Origin of the sequence: Streptomonospora wellingtoniae, from assembly GCF_031845375.1 — a bacterium.
In the GTDB taxonomy this organism is placed as follows: domain Bacteria; phylum Actinomycetota; class Actinomycetes; order Streptosporangiales; family Streptosporangiaceae; genus Streptomonospora; species Streptomonospora wellingtoniae.
On the sequence record NZ_JAVREK010000008.1, the window covers coordinates 22,025 to 40,605 of the forward strand.

Here is an 18,581-nt window from a genome sequence, read left to right on the forward strand (position 1 = left end):
GGCTCACGTGACCTCCCAGCCGCCCGGCACCAGCAGAGGGGCCGAGGACGGCAGCCCCGCGCGCGCCGCCAGATCCTCCAGGCCGCCCGGTCCGGCCAACGCGGCGGCCAGTTCCGGCGCCGTCTGCTGCGGTGCAGCGGTGCGGTCCTCGCTGGACTCGGCCGGTACCAGCCGCTCCCACGGTGCTCCGGCGGGGAAGGAGCGCAACCGCCCGGCGGGCAGGCCGGCCTTCTCCCGTGCCAGGCGCACGGCCGCCGGCAGCCCGCCGAGGTCGTCGACCAGGCCGCCGTCGTGCGCGTCGCGTCCGGTGAGGATGCGCCCGCGCGCCACCGCGTCGACCTGCTCGGCGCTCAGCCCGCGCGCGCGGGCGACCTTGCCCGCGAAGTCGGCGTAGGTGTTGTCGAGCATGGCGTTGACCCGCTCCCACTCGGACTCGGTGAACCCGCGGTCGGGGCCGAACATCGCGGCGTGGGCGCCGCTCTCGACGTTCTCGTTGGTGATCCCCAGCCGCTCCAGCAGGCCCGTGAGCACCGGCTTGCCGCTGTAGACGCCGATGGACCCGGTGAGGGTGCCGGGGCGGGTGACGATCGCGTCGGCGTCCATCACGATGTAGTAGCCGCCGGAGCCGGCGATGTCGCCGAGCGAGGCGATGACCGGCGTGCCCGCCTCGCGGGTGAGGGCGACCTCGCGTCGGATGACGTCGGAGGCCACCGCCGAGCCGCCGCGGCTGTCCACCCGGAAGACGACCGCCCGCACGTTCCTGTCGCGGCGGGCGGCGCGCAGGGCGGCCGAGACGGTGTCGGCGCCCATGGACTTTCCGCCCAGCGCCGAGCGGCGGCTGCGGCCGCTGGTGATGACTCCGGTCGCGGTGATCAGCGCGATGTAGCCGCCGGCGCGCACGGGTACCCGCTCCGACATCGAAGCGCGGTGGTGGTAGCGGCCGACGTAGAGCAGCCGCGCGCCGCCCCGGCCGGAGCCCTCGCCCGCAGCGGCCGGTTCGGCGGCGCCGTCGCGGTCACCGCCGGTCTCGGCGGCGGGCGCGTACCGGGCGCGCAGGTCGGTGTAGACCTCGTCGCGGTAGGCCAGCCGGTCGACCAGCCCGGCCTCCAGCGCCTCGGCGGCCAGCAGCGGCCCGCTGTCGATGAGCTCGCGCACCCGCTCGGTGCTCAGCCCGCGCCCCTCGGCGACGCCTTCGGCGACCTGCTCGCTCAGCGACTCCACCAGCCGCTCGGTGATCTCGCGGTGCGGCTCGGTGAACCCCTGCTCGGTGAACTGGTTGGGGGCGTTCTTGTACTCGTGGCGGGCGCCGCCTTCGAAGCGCACGCCCAGCCGCTCGGCCGCGCCGCCGAAGAAGGTGGTGCCCACGCGCAGACCGGTCAGCCCCACCGACCCGGTCGGCACCACCGCGATCTCGGCGAAGGAGCAGGCAAGGTAGTAGGGGACGGTTCCGGGGCCGAACTCGCCGAACGACTCCGCCCATGCGACGGTGTCCTTGCCCGCGGCGCGGAACGCCGACACCGCGGCGCGCACCTCCTGCACCCGGGCGAAGCCGAGCGCCCGGCCGTCGATGCGGGCCACCAGCGCCTTGACGCGCGGGTCCTTGGCGCCGCGGCGGATGCCCTCGACGACGTCGCGCAGCTGCTGGTGGCGCCGGGCCAGGACCTGCCCCAGGGGGTCGCCCGGCGCTTCCTCCGCAAGCCCGTCGGTGAGGTCGAGCTCCAGTATCAGCGGGCCGCTGCGCCGCTCCTGGAGACGTGAGAAGGGACCGAGCAGCTTGACCGGATGCACCATGCCCTCAGGCTAGACGAGGCGCCCCGCTGTTGTTGAACGCCGCACGCGACAGCGGCCACTGCGTCCCCCCTGTTCCCGGGCACGCGGGCCGCCCCGCCCGCGTACCGCCCCGGCGACCGCACCTTTGTGGCGCGGTGGTCGGTATGGGCAGCTATCGTCGTGGGGTCAAGCGTGGACGCAGAAGGGAAGCCCATGTCCGGCACGTCCGGTTCACGGCGGTCCAGAACCGTCGCCGCGGCAGCCGCCGCGGCGCTGGCGCTGCTGGCGTCGGGGTGCGGAGGCGGCTCCGGCGGCTCCGCCGCGCCCAGCCCCGACTCCACTTACAGCGCCGTGGTCGCGGCCGCCGAGCCGCCTTCGACCGCCGCCGGTTTCAGCACGGTCGAGATCCAGGGCATCAAGATCGGTGCGCCCAAGAACTGGAGCATCGACAAGACCGGCGGGCAGCTGTGCATGCGCCCGCCGGGCCAGGACTCCTGCGGCTACGGCGCGGTGAAGGTCATCCCGCATGTGGCCGCGAACGACCCGAACAAGTGGCCCAAGAAGCAGTACAACAACCCGGACGGCTGGGCCTCCGACCCCGGGGCCTGCCGCAGTCTGGGCACCGCCGAGTCGGGCGGTACGGGCGTCAGCGGCGCCGAGCAGGTGGACGTCGACAACCCCCAGGGGCTGACCCAGCACGCCGACGGCCTGAAGTCCCACCACCGCGTGTGGGACGTCACCTGCGAGAACGGCGACACGTTCGAGGTGCGCCTGTGGTTCCTGCCGCAGAGCGACATCGCGGTCTACGCGTGGTCGGTCGACGCCCGGTACTCGACGCTATACGACGAGATCGCCCGGTCCATGAACACCGACGACTACAAGCGCGACTGAGCGTCGCCCGAGGCGCGCGGGCGGGTCCCGCCGGGCGGACGCCCGGCCCGGGCGGCCGTGCCCGCGCGCCTCGATGCGTCCGCGCGATCAGGCAGGCGCCAGCCAGACCGCGGCCAGCGGCGGGACCGTCACCTTCGCCGAGGCCGGCTGGCCGTTCCACTCCACCGCCTCGGCCCGCACGGTGCCCGACCGGCCCACGGCCCCCACTCCGCTGCCGCCGAAGTCGCGGGAGTCGGTGTTGAGCACCTCGCGCCACTTCCCGGCGCGCGGCAGGCCCACCCGGCGGCCGGTGTGCGGCTCCGTCGAGAAGTTGACCACGCACGCCAGCGCCGACCCCTCGTCGCCGTGGCGCAGGTAGGACAGGGTGTTGCCCGCCGCGTCGCCTCCGTCCAGCCAGGTGAACCCGGCCGGGTCGGTGTCGAGCGTCCACAGGGCCGGGGTGTCGCGGTAGACGCGGTTGAGCTCCGCGACCAGGGCGCGCACCCCGCGGTGGCAGGCGTGGTCGAGCAGCCACCACTGCACGCCCGCCTCGTGCGACCACTCGTCGCCGTGGCCGATCTCGCCGCCCATGAACAGCAGGTTCTTTCCGGGGTGGGACCACATGAAGCCCAGCAGCCCGCGCAGCCCCGCGAACCGGCGCCACTCGTCGCCGGGCATCTTGTACAGCAGGGAGCCCTTGCCGTGCACGACCTCGTCGTGCGACAGCGGCAGCACGTAGTTCTCGCTGTAGGCGTAGACCATCGAGAACGTGATCTCGTTGTGGTGGTACTGCCGGTGGATCGGGTCGCGCTTGACGTACTCCAGGGTGTCGTGCATCCAGCCCATGTTCCACTTGAAGCCGAACCCCAGGCCGCCGTGGTCGACGGGGCGCGAGACCCCCGGCCAGGCCGTGGACTCCTCAGCGGCCATGATGATGCCGGGGTTGCGGCGGTAGGCGGTGGCGTTGAGCTCCTTGAGGAACTCCAGCGCGTCCAGGTTCTCCCGGCCGCCGAACTCGTTGGGCTCCCAATCGCCGCCCTCGCGCGAGTAGTCGAGGTAGATCATCGAGGCGACCGCGTCCACCCGCAGGCCGTCGATGTGGAACTCCTCCAGCCAGTACAGCGCGTTGGCGACGAGGAAGTTGCGCACCTCGGTGCGCCCGTAGTCGAAGATGAGCGTGTCCCAGTCGGGGTGCTCGCCCCGGCGCGGGTCCGCGTGCTCGTAGGTGGGCGAGCCGTCGAAGCGCGCCAGCGCCCACTCGTCCTTGGGGAAGTGCGCCGGCACCCAGTCCACCAGCACCCCGATGCCGGCTCGGTGTAGCTCGTCGACGAGTGCGCGGAAGTCGTCGGGCGAGCCGAAGCGCGCCGTCGGCGCGTAGTAGGACGTGACCTGGTAGCCCCACGACCCGCCGAAGGGGTGCTCGGCCACCGGCAGGAGCTCCACATGGGTGAAGCCCATCTCGCGGACGTGGGCCACCAGCTGGGTCGCCAGCTCCAGGTAGGACAGTCCCGGCCGCCACGAGCCCAGGTGCACCTCGTAGACGCTCATCGGTCGGCGGTCCCACTCGCGGGTCTTGCGCTCCGACAGCCAGGCGTCGTCGCGCCAGTGGTGGCGGGAGGTGTAGACGACCGACGCGGTCTCGGGCGGGCGCTGGGCCGCGAAGGCCATGGGGTCGGCCTTGTCGCGCCACACGCCGTCGCGGCCGAGGACCCGGAACTTGTACAGCGCCCCGTCGCCGATGCCGGGCACGAACAGCTCCCAGACGCCGCTGGAGCCCAGCGACCGCATGGGATGGGCGGTGCCGTCCCAGTGGTTGAAGTCGCCGACCACGCGCACGGCCTCGGCGCCGGGAGCCCACACGGCGAAGCCGACCCCGCCGACCTCGCCCATGGGCGTGCGGTAGGTGCGCACGTGCGCGCCCAAGGCGCGCCACAGCTCCTCGTGGCGGCCCTCCCGGATCAGGTGCAGGTCCAGCTCGCCCAGAGTGGGGAGATACCGGTAGGGGTCGTCGCCGACGGTCTCGACCCTGCCTCCGCGGCCGTCGTCGTAGGCCACGGCGAGCCGGTAATCGCCCGGCTCGGGGCCGGGCAGGGTGGCGGCGAAGACACCCCCCTGGACATGGGGCAGCTCGACGCGGCGGCCGTCCTCCAGCACCGCGTGGACGGTGCGCGCCAGGGGGCGCAGGGCGCGCAGGGCGGTTCCTTCGGCGACCGGGTGCGCGCCGAGCAGGCTGTGCGGGTCGTGGTGGCGGCCGGCGGTCAGCCGGTCGATCTCTGCGGTCAGTTCCGCTGGGGAGACGCTCATGTGTATCGCGGCCATCCTGGGGTCGTCGTGGTGATCGGGCGGTTCACGCGGCCAGCGCCGCGATGGAGTCCAGCGGGATGCGCAGCCACGAGGGGCGGTTGTGCGCCTCGTAGAGCACCTCGTAGACGGCTTTGTCGTATTCGAAGGCGCGCAGCACCGCCTGGTGCTTCTCGGGGTCGACGCCGCCGCCGAAGGCGTATCCGGCGCTGAAGGCGTCGCGGTTTCGCTGTGCCCAGGCGCGTGCGGCCGGCGCAAGCTCCGGAGCCGAGGACGAGCCCACGAGCTGGTAGCGCGCCGCGTAGTCGAAGGAGCGCAGCATGCCGGCGACGTCGCGCAGCGGGCTCGAGGGGCGGCGGCGCTCCTCGACCGGGGCGGCGGGCTCGCCCTCGAAGTCCAGCAGCACCCACCCCGCGTCGGTGCGCACCACCTGGCCCAGGTGGTAGTCGCCGTGCACGCGCTGTATCGGCAGTGGTTCGTCGACCCGGGCAAGGGCCTCGTAGGCGCCGCGCAGCACCCCGCCGTAGGGCTGCAGCTCGGGCACCTCCGCGGTGGCCTGGCGCAGCCGTTCCAGCATCGACCCGGACAGCTCGCGCAGCGCGCCGGGGGAGAGGACGTCGGTGGGCAGCTCGCGGGCGAGCGCGCGGTGCACGGCCGCGGTGGCCGCGCCCAGCCGCTCGGCCTCGCCGGCGAAGTCGCCGCCGGCGTCGGCGGGGGAGAGGCCGGGGTTGGCGTAGAGGTCGCGGACGCTGGTCGCGGCCAGCACCCAGCCGTCGGTGGCGCTGCGCATGTACTCCTGCAGCATCGCCAGTGTGGTGGGCAACGACCGGTCGCCGTCGCTCACGTCGGTCTCGATCCAGGCGTAGGGACGCGCCACGTAGGGCGACTCGGCGAGCGCGGCGGTCAGCTCCAGGTCGGGATTGAGGCCGGGCCACAGCCGGCGGAAGGACTTGAGTACGTAGTCCTCGCCGTAGACCAGGGAGGTGTTGGACTGCTCGCCCTTGAGGACCAGACTCCGGTGCCCTGTGCTCACGGCGGCCTCGGGCAGGCGCCGGAACCGCACGGGAGGCAGTGGACCGCCTCCCTCGGTGTCCGCGCGGGCACCGGCTGCGAGGCCGTCGGCAGCCGAGATGCGGTCCAGCAGCAGCGCGGTCAGTTCGGGGTCGTGCACGGCGTCGTAGACCGTGCGGGGGGCGCCGCCGAGGCGGCACACGCCGATGGCGGCGTGTGCCAGCTCCTCGCGCAGCGTCCCTGCCGGGCGCAGCCCGAGGAGCACCTGGTACCGGGAGACGGAGCCCTGCTGGCCGACCTCGACGACCAGGACGCTCAGTCCGGGGTCGCCGCCGACCAGCGGATGCTCCGTTCGGACCGTGACGGTCTCGATCGGCTTCCCCTTTCCGGCGAACCACCGCTGTCGTGGGATCCAGTCGGCCAGGAGCTCCTCAAGCTGGGTCATCTGCGATGAGTCCTCTTCCGCTTATCGACGCGGCCGGGGGTCGGGGGTGGCCGGGGCGCCGGCGGCGGGCCACTCGGCCGCCGGCGCGCCCGATCGGCTCGCCGCGGCCGCCTGTCGCTGCCGCGTGGTGGCCGTCCCGGGCCGCGGAGTCGTTCGCGTTTGTCGGTTGCGGTCTTCGGTGGCGGGGCCGTCGGCCTCCTCGACGGGCGGCAGCTGGAACCAGTAGAAGCCGTGGCCCGGCAGTGTCAGCAGGTAGGGCAGTTCGCCGATGGCGGGGAAGCGCACCCCGCCCATGCACTCGATGGGCGTGACGCTCTCGAACCGGCGCAGGTCGAGCTCGACCGGCTGCGGGAACCGCGACAGGTTGTTGACGCACAGCATCCGGTCGTCGCCGTACTCGCGGACGAAGGCGAGGACGCTGGGGTTGCTGGCGAAGAGCTCGGTGAAGTCGCCGGTGCCGAAGACCGGGTGGCGCTTGCGGATCTGGATCATCTTGCGGGTCCAGTTCAGCAGCGAGCCCGGGTCGTCGCGCTGGGCCTCGACGTTGAGGGCCTGGTAGCCGTGGATCGGGTCCATGATCAGCGGCAGGTAGAGGCGTGCCGGGTCGCAACGGGAGAACCCGGCGTTGCGGTCAGAGGTCCACTGCATGGGGGTGCGCACCGCGTCGCGGTCGCCCAGCCAGATGTTGTCGCCCATGCCGATCTCGTCGCCGTAGTACAGGACGGGCGAGCCGGGCAGCGACATCAGCAGGGCGGTGAACAGCTCGATCTGGTTCTTGTCGTTGTCCAGCAGCGGCGCCAGGCGCCGGCGGATGCCGACGTTGGCGCGCATCCGCGGGTCTTTGGCGTATTCGGCGTACATGTAGTCGCGCTCTTCGTCGGTGACCATCTCCAGCGTCAGCTCGTCGTGGTTGCGCAGGAAGATCGCCCACTGGCAGTTGCGCGGGATGCGCGGGGTCTGGGCGAGGATCTCCGAGATCGGGTAGCGCTGCTCGCGGCGCACTGCCATGAACATCCGCGGCATCAGCGGGAAGTGGAAGTTCATGTGGCACTCGTCGCCGCCGGCCTCGAAGTCGCCGAAGTAGTCGACGACGTCGGCGGGCCACTGGTTGGCCTCGCTCAGCAGCACCCGGTCGGGGTAGAGGCGGTCGACCTCGGAGCGGATGCGCTTGAGGAACTCGTGGGTCTCCTTGAGGTTCTCGCAGTCGGTGCCCTCGCGTTCGTAGAGGTAGGGCACCGCGTCCAGCCGGAAACCGTCGATGCCCAGGTCCAGCCAGAAGCGCAGGACCTCCAGGATCGCCTCCTGCACCGCCGGGTTCTCGAAGTTGAGGTCGGGCTGGTGGGAGAAGAACCGGTGCCAGTAGTACTGCCCGCGCATCTCGTCGTAGGTCCAGTTGGACTGCTCGGTGTCGACGAAGATGATCCGGGCGTCGCCGTAGCGCTCGGTGCTGTCGGACCAGACGTAGAAGTCGCCGTAGGGCCCCTCCGGGTCCTCGCGCGAGGCGGTGAACCACGGGTGCTGGTCGCTGGTGTGGTTCATCACCAGGTCGGCGACGACCCGGATGCCGCGGCGGTGCGCCTGGTCGACCAGGTCCACGAAGTCGGCGATCTGCCCGAACTCCGGCAGGATCTTCATGTAGTCGGAGATGTCGTAGCCGCCGTCGCGCAGCGGCGACTCGTACAGGGGCAGCAGCCAGACGCAGTCGATGCCCAGCCATTCGAGGTAGTCGAGCTTCTTGATGAGCCCGCGCAGATCGCCGGTGCCGTCGCCGTTGGAGTCGTGGAATCCGCGGACGAGCACCTCGTAGAAGACCGCGTGCTTGTACCAGTAGGGATCGCGGGGCTTCTCGTGGGTGAAGGTATCGGGCACGGCCGCGAACGGCGTGTGACTGGTGCCTGGCAACGGCTCTTGTGTGGTCACGAGGCTACTCCACGAGTTGGCTTTCCAGCGCCTGCCGCTGCGATGGACCGGTGCGCGAAGAGCGGAGCGCCTGCAGGAGGCGGCCCTTTAGCGCGAACCCTTATTCAGCGGGGCCGACTGTGAATATGTGTGCGGGTTGGAATTGCGGGTCAAGGCGGACATAATTCGCCTCTCCCCAGCTGTAGGTGTCGCCGGATATCTGGTCGGCGACCGTTATCCGTGCGTCGGGGCCGAACCCCAGAGCGGGCCAGTCGGGCCGCACCGTAGCCTCATGCGCGTGGTGCGGGTCGAGGTTCACGACGGCGAGGACGACGTCGTCGCGCCCGTTCTCGCCGGCCCCGGCCAGCCGTTTGGAAAAGCAGATGAGCTCCGGCCGGTCGACATGGTGGAACCGCAGGTTGCGCAGTTCTTGCAATGCAGGATGTTCGCGCCTGAGTGAGTTTAGCCTGCGCAGCAGGGGCGCGATGGTCTTTCCAGCGGATTCCGCCGCCGCCCAGTCGCGGGGGCGGTGCTGGTATTTCTCCGAGTCGAGGTATTCCTCGCTCCCGGGCTTTATCGGGGTATTCTCGCAGAGCTCGTAGCCCGAGTAGACGCCCCACGCCGGTGATCCCAGAGCGGCGAGGACGGCCCGCACCTCGAAGGCGGGCCGGCCGCCGCGCTGGAGGTAGTCCGAGAGGATGTCGGGGGTGTTGGTGAAGAGGTTGGGGCGCATGTAGGCCGAGGATTCGGCGGAGAGTTCGGTGAGGTAGTCCTCCAACTCCTCCTTGGAATTGCGCCACGTGAAATAGGTGTAGGACTGGTGGAACCCGGCGCGCGCCAGCGCCGCCATCATCGCGGGGCGTGTGAATGCCTCCGACAGGAAGACGACGTCGGGGTCCGAGGCCGCGATCTCGCCCAGCAGCCGCTCCCAGAACGCCAGCGGCTTGGTGTGCGGGTTGTCCACGCGGAAGATGCGCACCCCGCGCTCCATCCAGAACCGCACGATCCGCAGCACCTCGGCGTAGAGCCCCTCGGGGTCGCCGTCGAAGTTCAGCGGGTAGATGTCCTGGTACTTCTTGGGCGGGTTCTCGGCGTAGGCGATCGATCCGTCGGCGCGGCGCGCGAACCACTCGGGGTGCTCGCGCACCCAGGGGTGGTCGGGCGAGCACTGCAGGGCCAGGTCGAGCGCGATCTCCAGGCCGTGCTCGGCCGCCTCGGCGACGAACTCCTCGAAGTCCGCGAGCGTGCCGAGGCCGGGGTGGACCGCGTCGTGGCCGCCCTCCTCGGAGCCGATCGCCCAGACCGACCCCGGATCGCCGGAGCCGGCGGTGGTCGTGTTGTTGCGCCCCTTGCGAAAGGACCGGCCGACGGGGTGGATCGGCGGCAGGTAGACGACGTCGAAGCCCATGTCGGCGATGGCGGGCAGCCGCTTGGCCGCCGTGGCGAAGGTGCCCGACCGCCAGGCGCCGGCCTCGCCGTCCATGACCGCGCCCTCCGACCGGGGGAAGAACTCGTACCAGGAGCCGACCAGCGCGCGCCGGCGGTGCACGGCCAGGGGGCGACGCCTGGTGCGGGTGACGAGGTCGCGCAGGGGCTCGGCGGCCAGCCGCTCGGTCGCCTCGGGGCCGGAGGCGGCGGCCAGGCGCTCATCGGCGGACAGGGAGCCGTCGCGCAGGACGGCGGCGACGCGGGCGAACGCGGGTCGGCGCGGCACGCGTCGCGCGGCGCGGTCGAACAGGCGCGCGCCCTCCTCCAGCGTCAGTTCGACGTCCTGGCCCAGGGGGATCTTCACGGCGGCGTCGCGGCGCCAGGTGGCCACGGGGTCGCTCCAGGCCTCGACGCTGAAGCTCCACCGCCCCTCGTGGCCGACGGCGACGTCGGCGCCGTAGCGGTCGGTGCCCGGCGCGATCTCGCGCATAGGAGTCAGCGAGTGCCTGCGGCCGCGCGGGTCGTAGAGGACGACGGCGGCGCCCAGGGCCCCGTGGCCCTCGCGGATCACCGTGGCTCGGACGGGAACGGTCTCGCCGGCGGCCGCCTTGGCGGTGCCGTAGTCCAGGACGGGCGAGACGTCGAGAATGGGAATGCGTCCAATCACAGGTACACCATCATTGTCGTCATACCCGAGATTTGATCGGGTTTGTCGGATTCTCTCGGTAACCACCCCGCGTGAGCCGCGGATGCCACGCTTCGTTCCTGTGGCCGTGTGGCGCTCATGAGTCGTGTTCGGGCAGCCCGACACGACCGAATGTCCAGTCGATCGGCATCGGTGATTTCGGTCCGGGCCTGCTCCTCTGTCTATCGTCAGGCCGGAACGCGGGGTGCGCCGACAACCCGAGGCCGCAATTTTTTGTGATTGTCGTCACACTGGCTTGGTTCTCTTCTGACCTGCGGGGATCTCGGATCAACGGAAGTTCGGGAAACCGGGCAAACCCCTACGTGTGAGGCAGGAGCCCCTGGCGCACCAGAGGTTTCGGTCCAACGGATACCGGTTACGGAAGATCGATTGGGTGCTGGTGATATCAGGTGTCCGTAATTTCCCGTTGTGTGGTTGGAGTGCCCGTTATGTGGAACTTCTGAATAATGCGGGGTCCGGTTACAGTCTGGGAACACCGTGTTATCCATGATTTTTCATAAAACGCCGGGGACGAGTCGCACGGAGCGCGTCGATTGAGTAGCCTCACGCTCCGTGAAGGCCATTCGCAGGTTCACCGTCCGCACCGCCCTACCCGACAAGCTGGCCGCGCTGGAGCGGCTCGCCGCCAACCTGCGCTGGGCCTGGCACGCGCCCACACGCGAGGTGTTCGCGGCGGTGGATCCCGCCGTATGGGAGCGCTGCGGCCACGACCCCTTCCGCATGCTCGGCGAGGTCTCCGCCGAGCGCTTCGGCGAGCTCGCGGGCGACGACCGGTTCCTCGCGCGCCTCGGCGCAGCCGACTCCGACCTGGCCGCCTACCTCGGCGACGACCGCTGGTACCAGCACTACGCCCGCGAGCGCGACGCCCCCGCCGCCGTCGCCTACTTCTCCGCCGAGTACGGCCTGACCGCGGCGCTGCCTCAGTACTCCGGCGGGCTGGGCATCCTGGCCGGCGACCACCTGAAGAGCGCCAGCGACCTCGGTGCCCCGCTGATCGGGGTGGGGCTGCTCTACCAGCACGGCTACTTCAGCCAGGCGCTCTCGCCGGAGGGCTGGCAGCTGGAGGAGTACCCCGAGGTCGACCCCCGCGGACTGCCGCTGACCCAGCTGCGCGACGGCGGCGGCGCCCCCGCCTGCGTCGGGCTGGACCTGCCCGGCCGTCAGCGGCTGAACGCCCGCGTATGGGTGGCCAGGGCCGGGCGCGTGCCGCTGCTGCTGCTCGACGCCGCCCACGAGGACAACTCCGCCGACCTGCGAGCGGTCACCGACCGCCTCTACGGGGGCGGCAAGGAGCACCGCCTGCGCCAGGAGCTCCTGCTGGGTGTCGGCGGCGTGCGCGCGGTGCGCGCCTACTGCGAGGAGACCGGCCACCCCGCGCCCGAGGTGTTCCACATGAACGAGGGCCATGCCGGGTTCCTCGGCGTGGAGCGCGCGCGCGAGCTGGTCGACGGCGGACTGTCCTTCGACGAGGCGGTCGAGGCCGCGCGCGCCGGCACCGTCTTCACCACGCACACCCCCGTCTCCGCCGGTATCGACAGGTTCGACCGCGAGCTCGTCCGCCGGCACTTCGCCCCCGGCGACTCCGCGGCGCCGGGACTGGCCGCCGACGACGTCCTGCGCCTGGGCGCTGAGGACTACGCCGAGGGCGACCCCGACGTGTTCAACATGGCGGTCATGGGGATGCGCCTGGCCCAGCGGGTCAACGGGGTCAGCCGACTGCACGGGGCCGTGAGCCGCGACATGTTCCGCGGCCTGTGGCCCGGGTTCGACACCGCCGAGGTGCCCATCACAGCCGTCACCAACGGAGTGCACGCGCGCACCTGGGTGGCCGAGGAGGCCCAGGACCTCGCCCGCCGGATGGTGCCCGACACGGGGGAGTTCACCAGCGCCGAGGGCTGGCGCAAGCTCGCCGGCGCCTCCGAGGGCGAGCTGTGGGAGATGCGCCGCACGCTGCGCGAACGCCTCGTCGCCGACGTCCGCGAGCGCCTGCGCGCGTCCTGGCGCCGGCGTGGCGCCTCCCAGGCCGAGCTGGGCTGGGTCGACGACGTGCTCGACCCCGAGGTGCTGACGATCGGCTTCGCCCGCCGGGTGCCCTCCTACAAGCGGCTCACCCTGATGCTGCGCGACCGCGAGCGCCTCGCCTCGATGCTGCTGGACCCGGAGCGGCCGCTGCAGATCGTCGTCGCGGGCAAGGCGCACCCGGCCGACGAGGGCGGCAAGCGGCTGATCCAGGAGATCGTCCGCTTCGCCGACGACCCCCGGGTGCGGCACCGGATCGTCTTCCTGCCCGACTACGACATGGCGCTGGCGCGGGCTCTGGTGCAGGGGTGCGACGTCTGGCTGAACAACCCGCTGCGCCCGCTGGAGGCCTGCGGCACCTCGGGCATGAAGTCGGCTCTCAACGGCGGGCTCAACCTGTCGGTGCGCGACGGCTGGTGGGAGGAGTGGTTTGACGGCTCCAACGGCTGGGCCATCCCCACTGCCGACGGCGTCGAGGACCCCGACCGGCGCGACGCCATCGAGGCCGCCGCACTCTACGACCTCGTCGGGCAGCAGGTGGTGCCGCTGTTCTACGACTTCGACGACCGCGGTCTCCCCAAGCGGTGGCTGGAGATGGTCAAGCACACGCTCGTCTCGCTGGGCCCCAAGGTGCTGGCCACCCGAATGGTGCAGGACTACGTGACCCGGCTCTACCAGGGCGCGGCCGAGTCCTCGCGGGCACTGGCCGCCGGCGGCATGCGCGGCGCGGGCGAGCTGGCCGCCTGGAAGCGGCGGGTGCGCGCCGCTTGGCCGGGCGTGCGGGTGGAGCACGTCGAGATGACCGGCAGCGAAGGCCCCCCGCTGGTCGGCGGCGACCTGCGGGTGCGCGCGTCCGTGGCACTCGGCGAGCTGGACTCCGAGGACGTGCGGGTCGAGGTGGCCGTGGGGCGGGTCACCGACTCCGAGGCGCTGGTCGAGCCGGTCTTGGCCGAGCTGTCGGCGGACGGGGGCGCCGCGGACGCCGCCGGTCCGCGGACGGTGTGCTACCACGGATCGGTACCGCTGCGGCGGGCGGGAAGCTGCGGGTTCACCGTCCGGGTGCTGCCGCACCACCCCCTGCTCGCCGACAGCGCGGAAATGGGCCTGGTCGCCACCCCCGAGCCGCCCGAGGCCGCCCCGGAGGGCATGGTTCTGCGGTGAAGCCCGCGGGCCCTCAGTGCCGCTTGACAGGTGCGGGGTGCTCTGCGAGCAGCCGCCCCGCGATGCCGTGCAGCGCCGCCCGCTCGTCCTCGTCGAGGCCGGAGAAGAGCCGGTCCTCCACTCGGTCGACCACCTCGGTGCACTCCGCCAGCAGTTCGCGGCCGCGCGGCGTGGGCACCACGATGTAGCGTCGGCGGTCGTCGGGGTTGCGCCGCCGCTCGGCGAGGCCGCTGCTCTCCAGATCGTCGACGACCCCGACCATGACGTTGGGGTCGATGCCCAGCCGCCGGCTGAGCTCCTGCTGTGACGGCGCGTCCATCGCGGCGGCGGTGGCGAGCACGTTGAAGTGGCGCGGGTTCAGCCCGAGCGGCTCGAAGGCCGCCTCGGTCATCGAGAGCACCATCTCGCCGAGCTTGATGAGCCGGTAGCCGGTGTTTCCCCACAGAGTGCTTCCGGGGACCCCGCCGAAGTCGTCCGCGCTGTTCATATCCACATGCTAGTTCCGTCAGATCGTCATGTCTGCTATATAATATGCTCGATATACGATATGCGGACATCATGATCGGAGTCTTGTATGGACGAGGCCACCCCGCCCGGGCCGGTGCCCCGGCGCTCCCTGGTCACCGGGGCCACCGGGCTGCTGGGCGGCAACATCACCGCCCAGCTGCTCGACGCCGGCGGCGAGGTCACCGCGCTGGTCCGCGACGCCGACCGCGCCCGGCGGCTGCTGCCCGACCATCCCCGCCTGCGCATCGGGGTCGGCGACGTCACCGACCCCGCCGCCTACACGCCGCTGCTGGCCGGATGCGACACCGTCTTCCACACGGCCGCCTACTTCCGCGAGTACTACGAGACCGGCGCCGACCTGCGCGTGCTGGAGCGGGTCAACGTCGCCTCTCTGCACCCGCTGCTGCGTGCCGCCGAGGACGCCGGCGTCTCCGCTTTCGTGCACACCAGCTCCGTCAACGTCCTCGCCACCACCGGCCCCGACAGCCCGGCCGACGAGGAGACACCCCCGCCCCGGCGGTACCGCGGCCTGGACCGGTCGCTCGACTACCCCTCCAGCAAGGTCCGCGCCGAGGAGGCGGTCCGCGAGTACGCCCGAACCTGCTCCATGCGGGTGCCGATCGTGCTGCCCGGCTGGATGTGGGGGCCGGGCGACGCCGGACCCACCTCGGCGGGCCGGCTGCTCCAGGCCGTCGCCGCCGGGCGGATGCGAGCCGTGCCGGCCCTGGGAAACTACGTCGTCGACGCGCGCGACGTCGCCGCGGCCTGCGTCCGCGCCGCCGGACCGGGCGGCGGGGGCCGCTACGTCGTTGCCGGGACCAGGCACCGCCTCCGCGACCTCACCGCCGCCGTCGCCGCGGAGACCGGCACGGCCGCCCCGCGCGAGGTCCCCGTCCCCGCCGCGCTGGGCGTGGTCGCGCTCATGGAAGGGTTGGCCCGGCTGCGCGGCACTGAGCCGCCGGCCACCCGCACGGGACTGGCCGTGCTGCGCGAGGGCGACGGGCGCAACATCACCTCGGCGCGCGCCCAGCGCGAGCTGGGCACCGCCTTCCGCCCCATGGAGCGGACCATCGCCGACGAGGTCGCCTGGTACCGCGCCCACGGCATCCTGCCCGGCCCCAGCGGAGCCTCCGTCCCCCGGTGACCCGGCGCGCACGGCCCCGGCAGCGCGGTCCGAGGTTTCCCGGCCGGCGTCCGCCTCAGTCGCCTCGCAGGCTCGGAACGCATACGGGCCCCGCGGAGCGCCGCCACGCGGACCGCCGGTACCCGGCCTGCGCGAACAGCCGCTCGGCGGCGCCGCGGTCGCGGTCCGATGCCCCCCTGCTCCCGGCCGCCGCATGCAGCCGGGCCCGTACGGCCAGCGCCCGACCGCGGGCGGCGGGGTACTCCTCGCCCGCCATCGCCAGGACGCGGCCGCAACCGTCCAGCGCCCATTCGTCGTGGCCGAGCCTGCGGTGTATCTCGGCCACTCCCGTCAGTGCGGTCAGCTCCCCGCGCCGGAACCCCGCATGGGCGGCGCAGCGGTGGGCCGCACGGAACTCGCCGAGCGCCGCCTCGTCCTCACCCAGGACCAGGCGCGCCTCACCCAGCAGGTTGCGGGTCTCGGCCAGGATTCGCAGGTCCCCGTTGCGGCCGCCCTCGCCGGCCAGGCGCGCGTGCTCGTCGGCCGCGGCGCGGTCATGCTCCTGGGCGGCGATCAGACTGGTCGTCGCGTGTGCCAGGGACCGCACCTGGGGGGAGCGGTCGCGCAGCGCCCGCTGGGCCGACTGGGCGCGTCGGCGCGCCAGGCAGCCGTCGCCGCGGTTGAGCGCGATCTCGGCCAGGTGGAGGCGGGTGAGCGCCTCGCGCACGGGGGAGTGGCCGGCGTCGGCGAACAGCGCGAGGCAGGTCTCCGCCTCCTCTTCGGCGGCGCCGGGCCGCCCCTGGTCGACCAGGACCCGCACCAGCCACAGGCGTGCGACGGCCTCCTCCTGGCGCGTTCCCAGCCGCAGGCGTATCGCGATCGCCGCGCGCAGATCCTGCTCGGCCTCCGCCAGGCGGCCGCAGACCCAGAGCACGTGGCCGCGCTGGGCGCGGGCCTCGGCGATGCCGGCCGGCCAGGTGAGGCCATCCCGCAGGCCCAGCGCCTCGTCGTAATGCACCAGGGCGGCCCGCGGCTCGCCGAGGTAGCCGCTGCGGCCCCCGGCCAGCAGGCGGGTCACCAGCCTGGCGGCCGGGTCGCCGTGCCGGTCGGCGGCCTCCACCAGGCTGGCGGCCGCCAACCGGTCGACACCGGCGTCGGGCACCCAGCAGAACCAGCACAGGATGCCGACCAGCTCCCAGACGGGCCGCCCCGGCACGTGTTCGGCGGTGAATCGCAGCGTCTCGAACAGATTCAGCCGCTCGGCGCTCATCCACGCCATCGCCTGCTCGAAGGTGCGAAACGGCGGGTCGGGCGGCGCCGGGTCCGCCGGTTCCGGCGCGCCCGGCAGGCTGAGGGACCCGCAGTGGTAGAGGCCGGCGGCCTTGCGAACCGCGGCTACCTGGAAGGCGAGCAGGCGGTAGAGGCCTTCCCGGCAGGCCGCCGGCGCGATGCGGTCGGGCATGGCCGCGGAGAGCCGGCTGCGCAGTGCGGTGTGCGTGCGGTAGTAGCCGCGCTTCCGCTCCTCCAGCAGGTTCACCGAGGCGAGCTCGTCGAGCGCGGCGGCGGCGTCGGCCGGCGCGATGCCGGCGATCGCCGCCGCGCTGTGCACGGAGAACTCCACCGCCGGGACGACGCACATGAGCGTCACCATGCGCTGAGCCTCCGGCGACAGCAGCCAGTACGACAGCAGCGGCAGGTCCACGCTTTCGGCGCGGGCCGTCTGCTCCTCGTCCGCGGGATCGGTACGTCCGAGCGCGTCGGCCAGGTCGCCGATCGCGGAGCTGTCGGCCTTGGCCGCGGCGATCCGCAGCGCCAGCGGAATGCCGCCGCACAGCCGAAGGAGAGCCTCCAGCCGGGGGCCCGAGGGCGTGGCCCGGCCGAGTTCGGCCGTGAGCAGCGCCCTGCTGTCGCGGTCGTTCAGCGGCGCCAGCCGCAGGGGGCGGGCTCCGTCGCGGGTGGTGAGGCCTGCCAGGTGGTGATGGCCGGTCACGATCACGCCGCAGCCGGTCGAGCCGGGCAGCAGCGGCCGCACTTGGGCGGAGGAGGACGCGCCTTCGACCACCACGAGCACCCGGCGGCCCGCCAGCAGGGAGCGGTAGAGCAGCGTCTGCTCCGCGAGGTCCTGCGGTACCTGCTGGGGGTGGCGCCCCAGCGCGCGCAGGAGTCCGGGCAGGACGCACTCGGGCGCCGGTGTGCCGCCGTCCCCGCTGTCGGCGAGGTTGACGTAGAGCTGGCCGTCGGGGAAGAGGTCGGATCTGCGGTGCGCCCAATGCAGGGCCAGGGCGGTCTTGCCGATCCCGGCCGGGCCGTAGACGGAGACGATCGGCAGGCCCGCTCCGTCGGGAGCGAGGACGGACTCGAGGACGGCCAGCTCCTGCTCGCGTCCGGTGAACCCGCGCACCTCGGGCGGCAGCTGCGCGGGCCGGGGCGGGGACGCCGGTCCGGGCGCGGCCGGCCCCGCCCTCCCGGGCCGCTCGAGCGCCGACGGGCCGGTTCCGTTGCGGATGCGCTCGTAGGCCTCCAGGGACTCCGGTCCGGGGCCGACGCCGAGCTCGTCGCGCAGGGTGGACTCCAGCTCGCGGAATGCGGCCACCGCCGCGGCGGTGCGCCCCGAGCCGTGCAGGGCGAGGATCCGCAGCCGGTGCAGGCGCTCGTCGAACCGGTGGTCGCGCAGCTCCCTCTCCAGCAGGCCGACGGCGTCGCCCGGGTCGCCCAACTCCAGGCGCAGTTCGGTGTACTCCAGCACGGCGCTCAGGCGCTGGTCGGCCACCAGGCGGCGCTCGTCCTCGACGACTTGGGCGTCGATCCCGCTGAGCAGCTCGCCGCGCCACAGGTGCAGCGCCCGGCTCAGCAGCGCGGAGGCGTCGGAGACCCGGCCCTGCTCGCGCGCGTCGCGCGCCCCGTCGACGAGCTCGCGGAACAGATCGACGTCGCGCCGGCCGCCGGCGCGAAGGGTGTAGCCGTCGGCGTCGCGTTCGATGTTCAGCGGCCAGGCCGGTCGGGAGTCGGCCAGAATCCGGCGCAGTCCGGAGATGTATTTGTGCACCAGATTGGCCGCGTATGCAGGAGGGCTGCCCGCCCACACGCATTCGATGATCTTGTCGGTCGCCACAGGCTCGTCAATGAACAGTGCAATGATCGCGAACACCGACTGCTGGCGGGGCGGCCCCAGGTCGATATGCCCCTCACGGCTTCTGACCTGCAGGCGTCCGAGGATTTCCAGCACGGGTGTGGTCGCGGGCGACGGGTTCGGCATCGGGATATCTCCTGGTAGAGGCGGGGTACTGCAAAAAAACGCCGAGGAGCCGGTTGATCCCAGGATTCGATCCGCGTGGCGGACT

At 72.5% G+C, this 18,581-nt stretch carries 10 protein-coding genes; 3 read left to right on the plus strand and 7 right to left on the minus strand.

Features of this window, described 5'->3' with window-relative positions; translation table 11 throughout:
- Window positions 1-3: 3 nt before the first annotated feature.
- Window positions 4-1,791, minus strand: coding sequence for a S49 family peptidase (locus RM446_RS09625; protein ID WP_311544855.1), 1,788 nt, complete (start codon window positions 1,789-1,791; stop codon window positions 4-6).
- A gap of 192 nt (window positions 1,792-1,983) precedes the next feature.
- On the opposite strand from RM446_RS09625, the gene RM446_RS09630 reads away from it, so the two are divergent.
- Window positions 1,984-2,661 (plus strand): hypothetical protein, encoded by a 678-nt coding sequence (locus tag RM446_RS09630; protein ID WP_311544856.1) that lies wholly within the window; start codon window positions 1,984-1,986, stop codon window positions 2,659-2,661.
- A gap of 87 nt (window positions 2,662-2,748) precedes the next feature.
- Here RM446_RS09630 and glgB read toward each other — a convergent pair whose 3' ends face one another.
- From glgB to RM446_RS09650, 4 genes are all read right to left on the minus strand, one after another.
- The gene (gene glgB / locus RM446_RS09635) at window positions 2,749-4,944 is read right to left on the minus strand and encodes a 1,4-alpha-glucan branching protein GlgB (protein ID WP_311544857.1); all 2,196 of its coding nucleotides are present in this window, start codon (window positions 4,942-4,944) and stop codon (window positions 2,749-2,751) included.
- 43 nt (window positions 4,945-4,987) lie between these two features.
- Window positions 4,988-6,397, minus strand: coding sequence for a maltokinase N-terminal cap-like domain-containing protein (locus RM446_RS09640; protein ID WP_311544858.1), 1,410 nt, complete (start codon window positions 6,395-6,397; stop codon window positions 4,988-4,990).
- A gap of 21 nt (window positions 6,398-6,418) precedes the next feature.
- Window positions 6,419-8,266, minus strand: coding sequence for a maltose alpha-D-glucosyltransferase (treS, locus tag RM446_RS09645; protein ID WP_311544977.1), 1,848 nt, complete (start codon window positions 8,264-8,266; stop codon window positions 6,419-6,421).
- 151 nt (window positions 8,267-8,417) lie between these two features.
- Entirely contained in the window at window positions 8,418-10,391 is a 1,974-nt protein-coding gene (locus tag RM446_RS09650; RefSeq protein WP_311544859.1) for an alpha-1,4-glucan--maltose-1-phosphate maltosyltransferase, read from the minus strand.
- Between the two features lie 591 nt (window positions 10,392-10,982).
- Here RM446_RS09650 and glgP point away from each other — a divergent pair.
- Complete coding sequence (glgP, locus tag RM446_RS09655; protein WP_311544860.1) at window positions 10,983-13,610, plus strand: alpha-glucan family phosphorylase; 2,628 nt, start codon at window positions 10,983-10,985, stop codon at window positions 13,608-13,610.
- A 13-nt stretch (window positions 13,611-13,623) separates the two neighbouring features.
- On the opposite strand, the gene RM446_RS09660 is transcribed toward glgP, so the two are convergent.
- Window positions 13,624-14,097 carry a MarR family winged helix-turn-helix transcriptional regulator gene (locus RM446_RS09660; protein WP_311544861.1) on the minus strand — a complete coding sequence of 158 codons (474 nt, stop codon included), beginning with the start codon at window positions 14,095-14,097 and terminating at the stop codon, window positions 13,624-13,626.
- A gap of 87 nt (window positions 14,098-14,184) precedes the next feature.
- Between RM446_RS09660 and RM446_RS09665 the strand changes: the two genes are divergently transcribed.
- Window positions 14,185-15,261, plus strand: coding sequence for an NAD-dependent epimerase/dehydratase family protein (locus RM446_RS09665; RefSeq protein ID WP_311544862.1), 1,077 nt, complete (start codon window positions 14,185-14,187; stop codon window positions 15,259-15,261).
- A gap of 55 nt (window positions 15,262-15,316) precedes the next feature.
- Here the strand turns inward: RM446_RS09665 and RM446_RS09670 are convergent, their stop codons facing one another.
- Window positions 15,317-18,496 carry an AfsR/SARP family transcriptional regulator gene (locus tag RM446_RS09670; protein WP_311544863.1) on the minus strand — a complete coding sequence of 1,060 codons (3,180 nt, stop codon included), beginning with the start codon at window positions 18,494-18,496 and terminating at the stop codon, window positions 15,317-15,319.
- Window positions 18,497-18,581: the final 85 nt, after the last annotated feature.

What these genes read in the sequence shown, in the direction of transcription:
- RM446_RS09660 (WP_311544861.1), bottom strand. Translation starts at nt 14,097, where the DNA reads ATGAACAGCGCGGACGACTTCGGCGGGGTCCCCGGAAGCACTCTGTGG.
- RM446_RS09640 (WP_311544858.1), bottom strand. Translation starts at nt 6,397, where the DNA reads ATGACCCAGCTTGAGGAGCTCCTGGCCGACTGGATCCCACGACAGCGG.
- RM446_RS09670 (WP_311544863.1), bottom strand. Translation starts at nt 18,496, where the DNA reads ATGCCGAACCCGTCGCCCGCGACCACACCCGTGCTGGAAATCCTCGGA.
- RM446_RS09630 (WP_311544856.1), top strand. Translation starts at nt 1,984, where the DNA reads ATGTCCGGCACGTCCGGTTCACGGCGGTCCAGAACCGTCGCCGCGGCA.
- RM446_RS09665 (WP_311544862.1), top strand. Translation starts at nt 14,185, where the DNA reads ATGGACGAGGCCACCCCGCCCGGGCCGGTGCCCCGGCGCTCCCTGGTC.
- glgB (WP_311544857.1), bottom strand. Translation starts at nt 4,944, where the DNA reads ATGAGCGTCTCCCCAGCGGAACTGACCGCAGAGATCGACCGGCTGACC.
- RM446_RS09625 (WP_311544855.1), bottom strand. Translation starts at nt 1,791, where the DNA reads ATGGTGCATCCGGTCAAGCTGCTCGGTCCCTTCTCACGTCTCCAGGAG.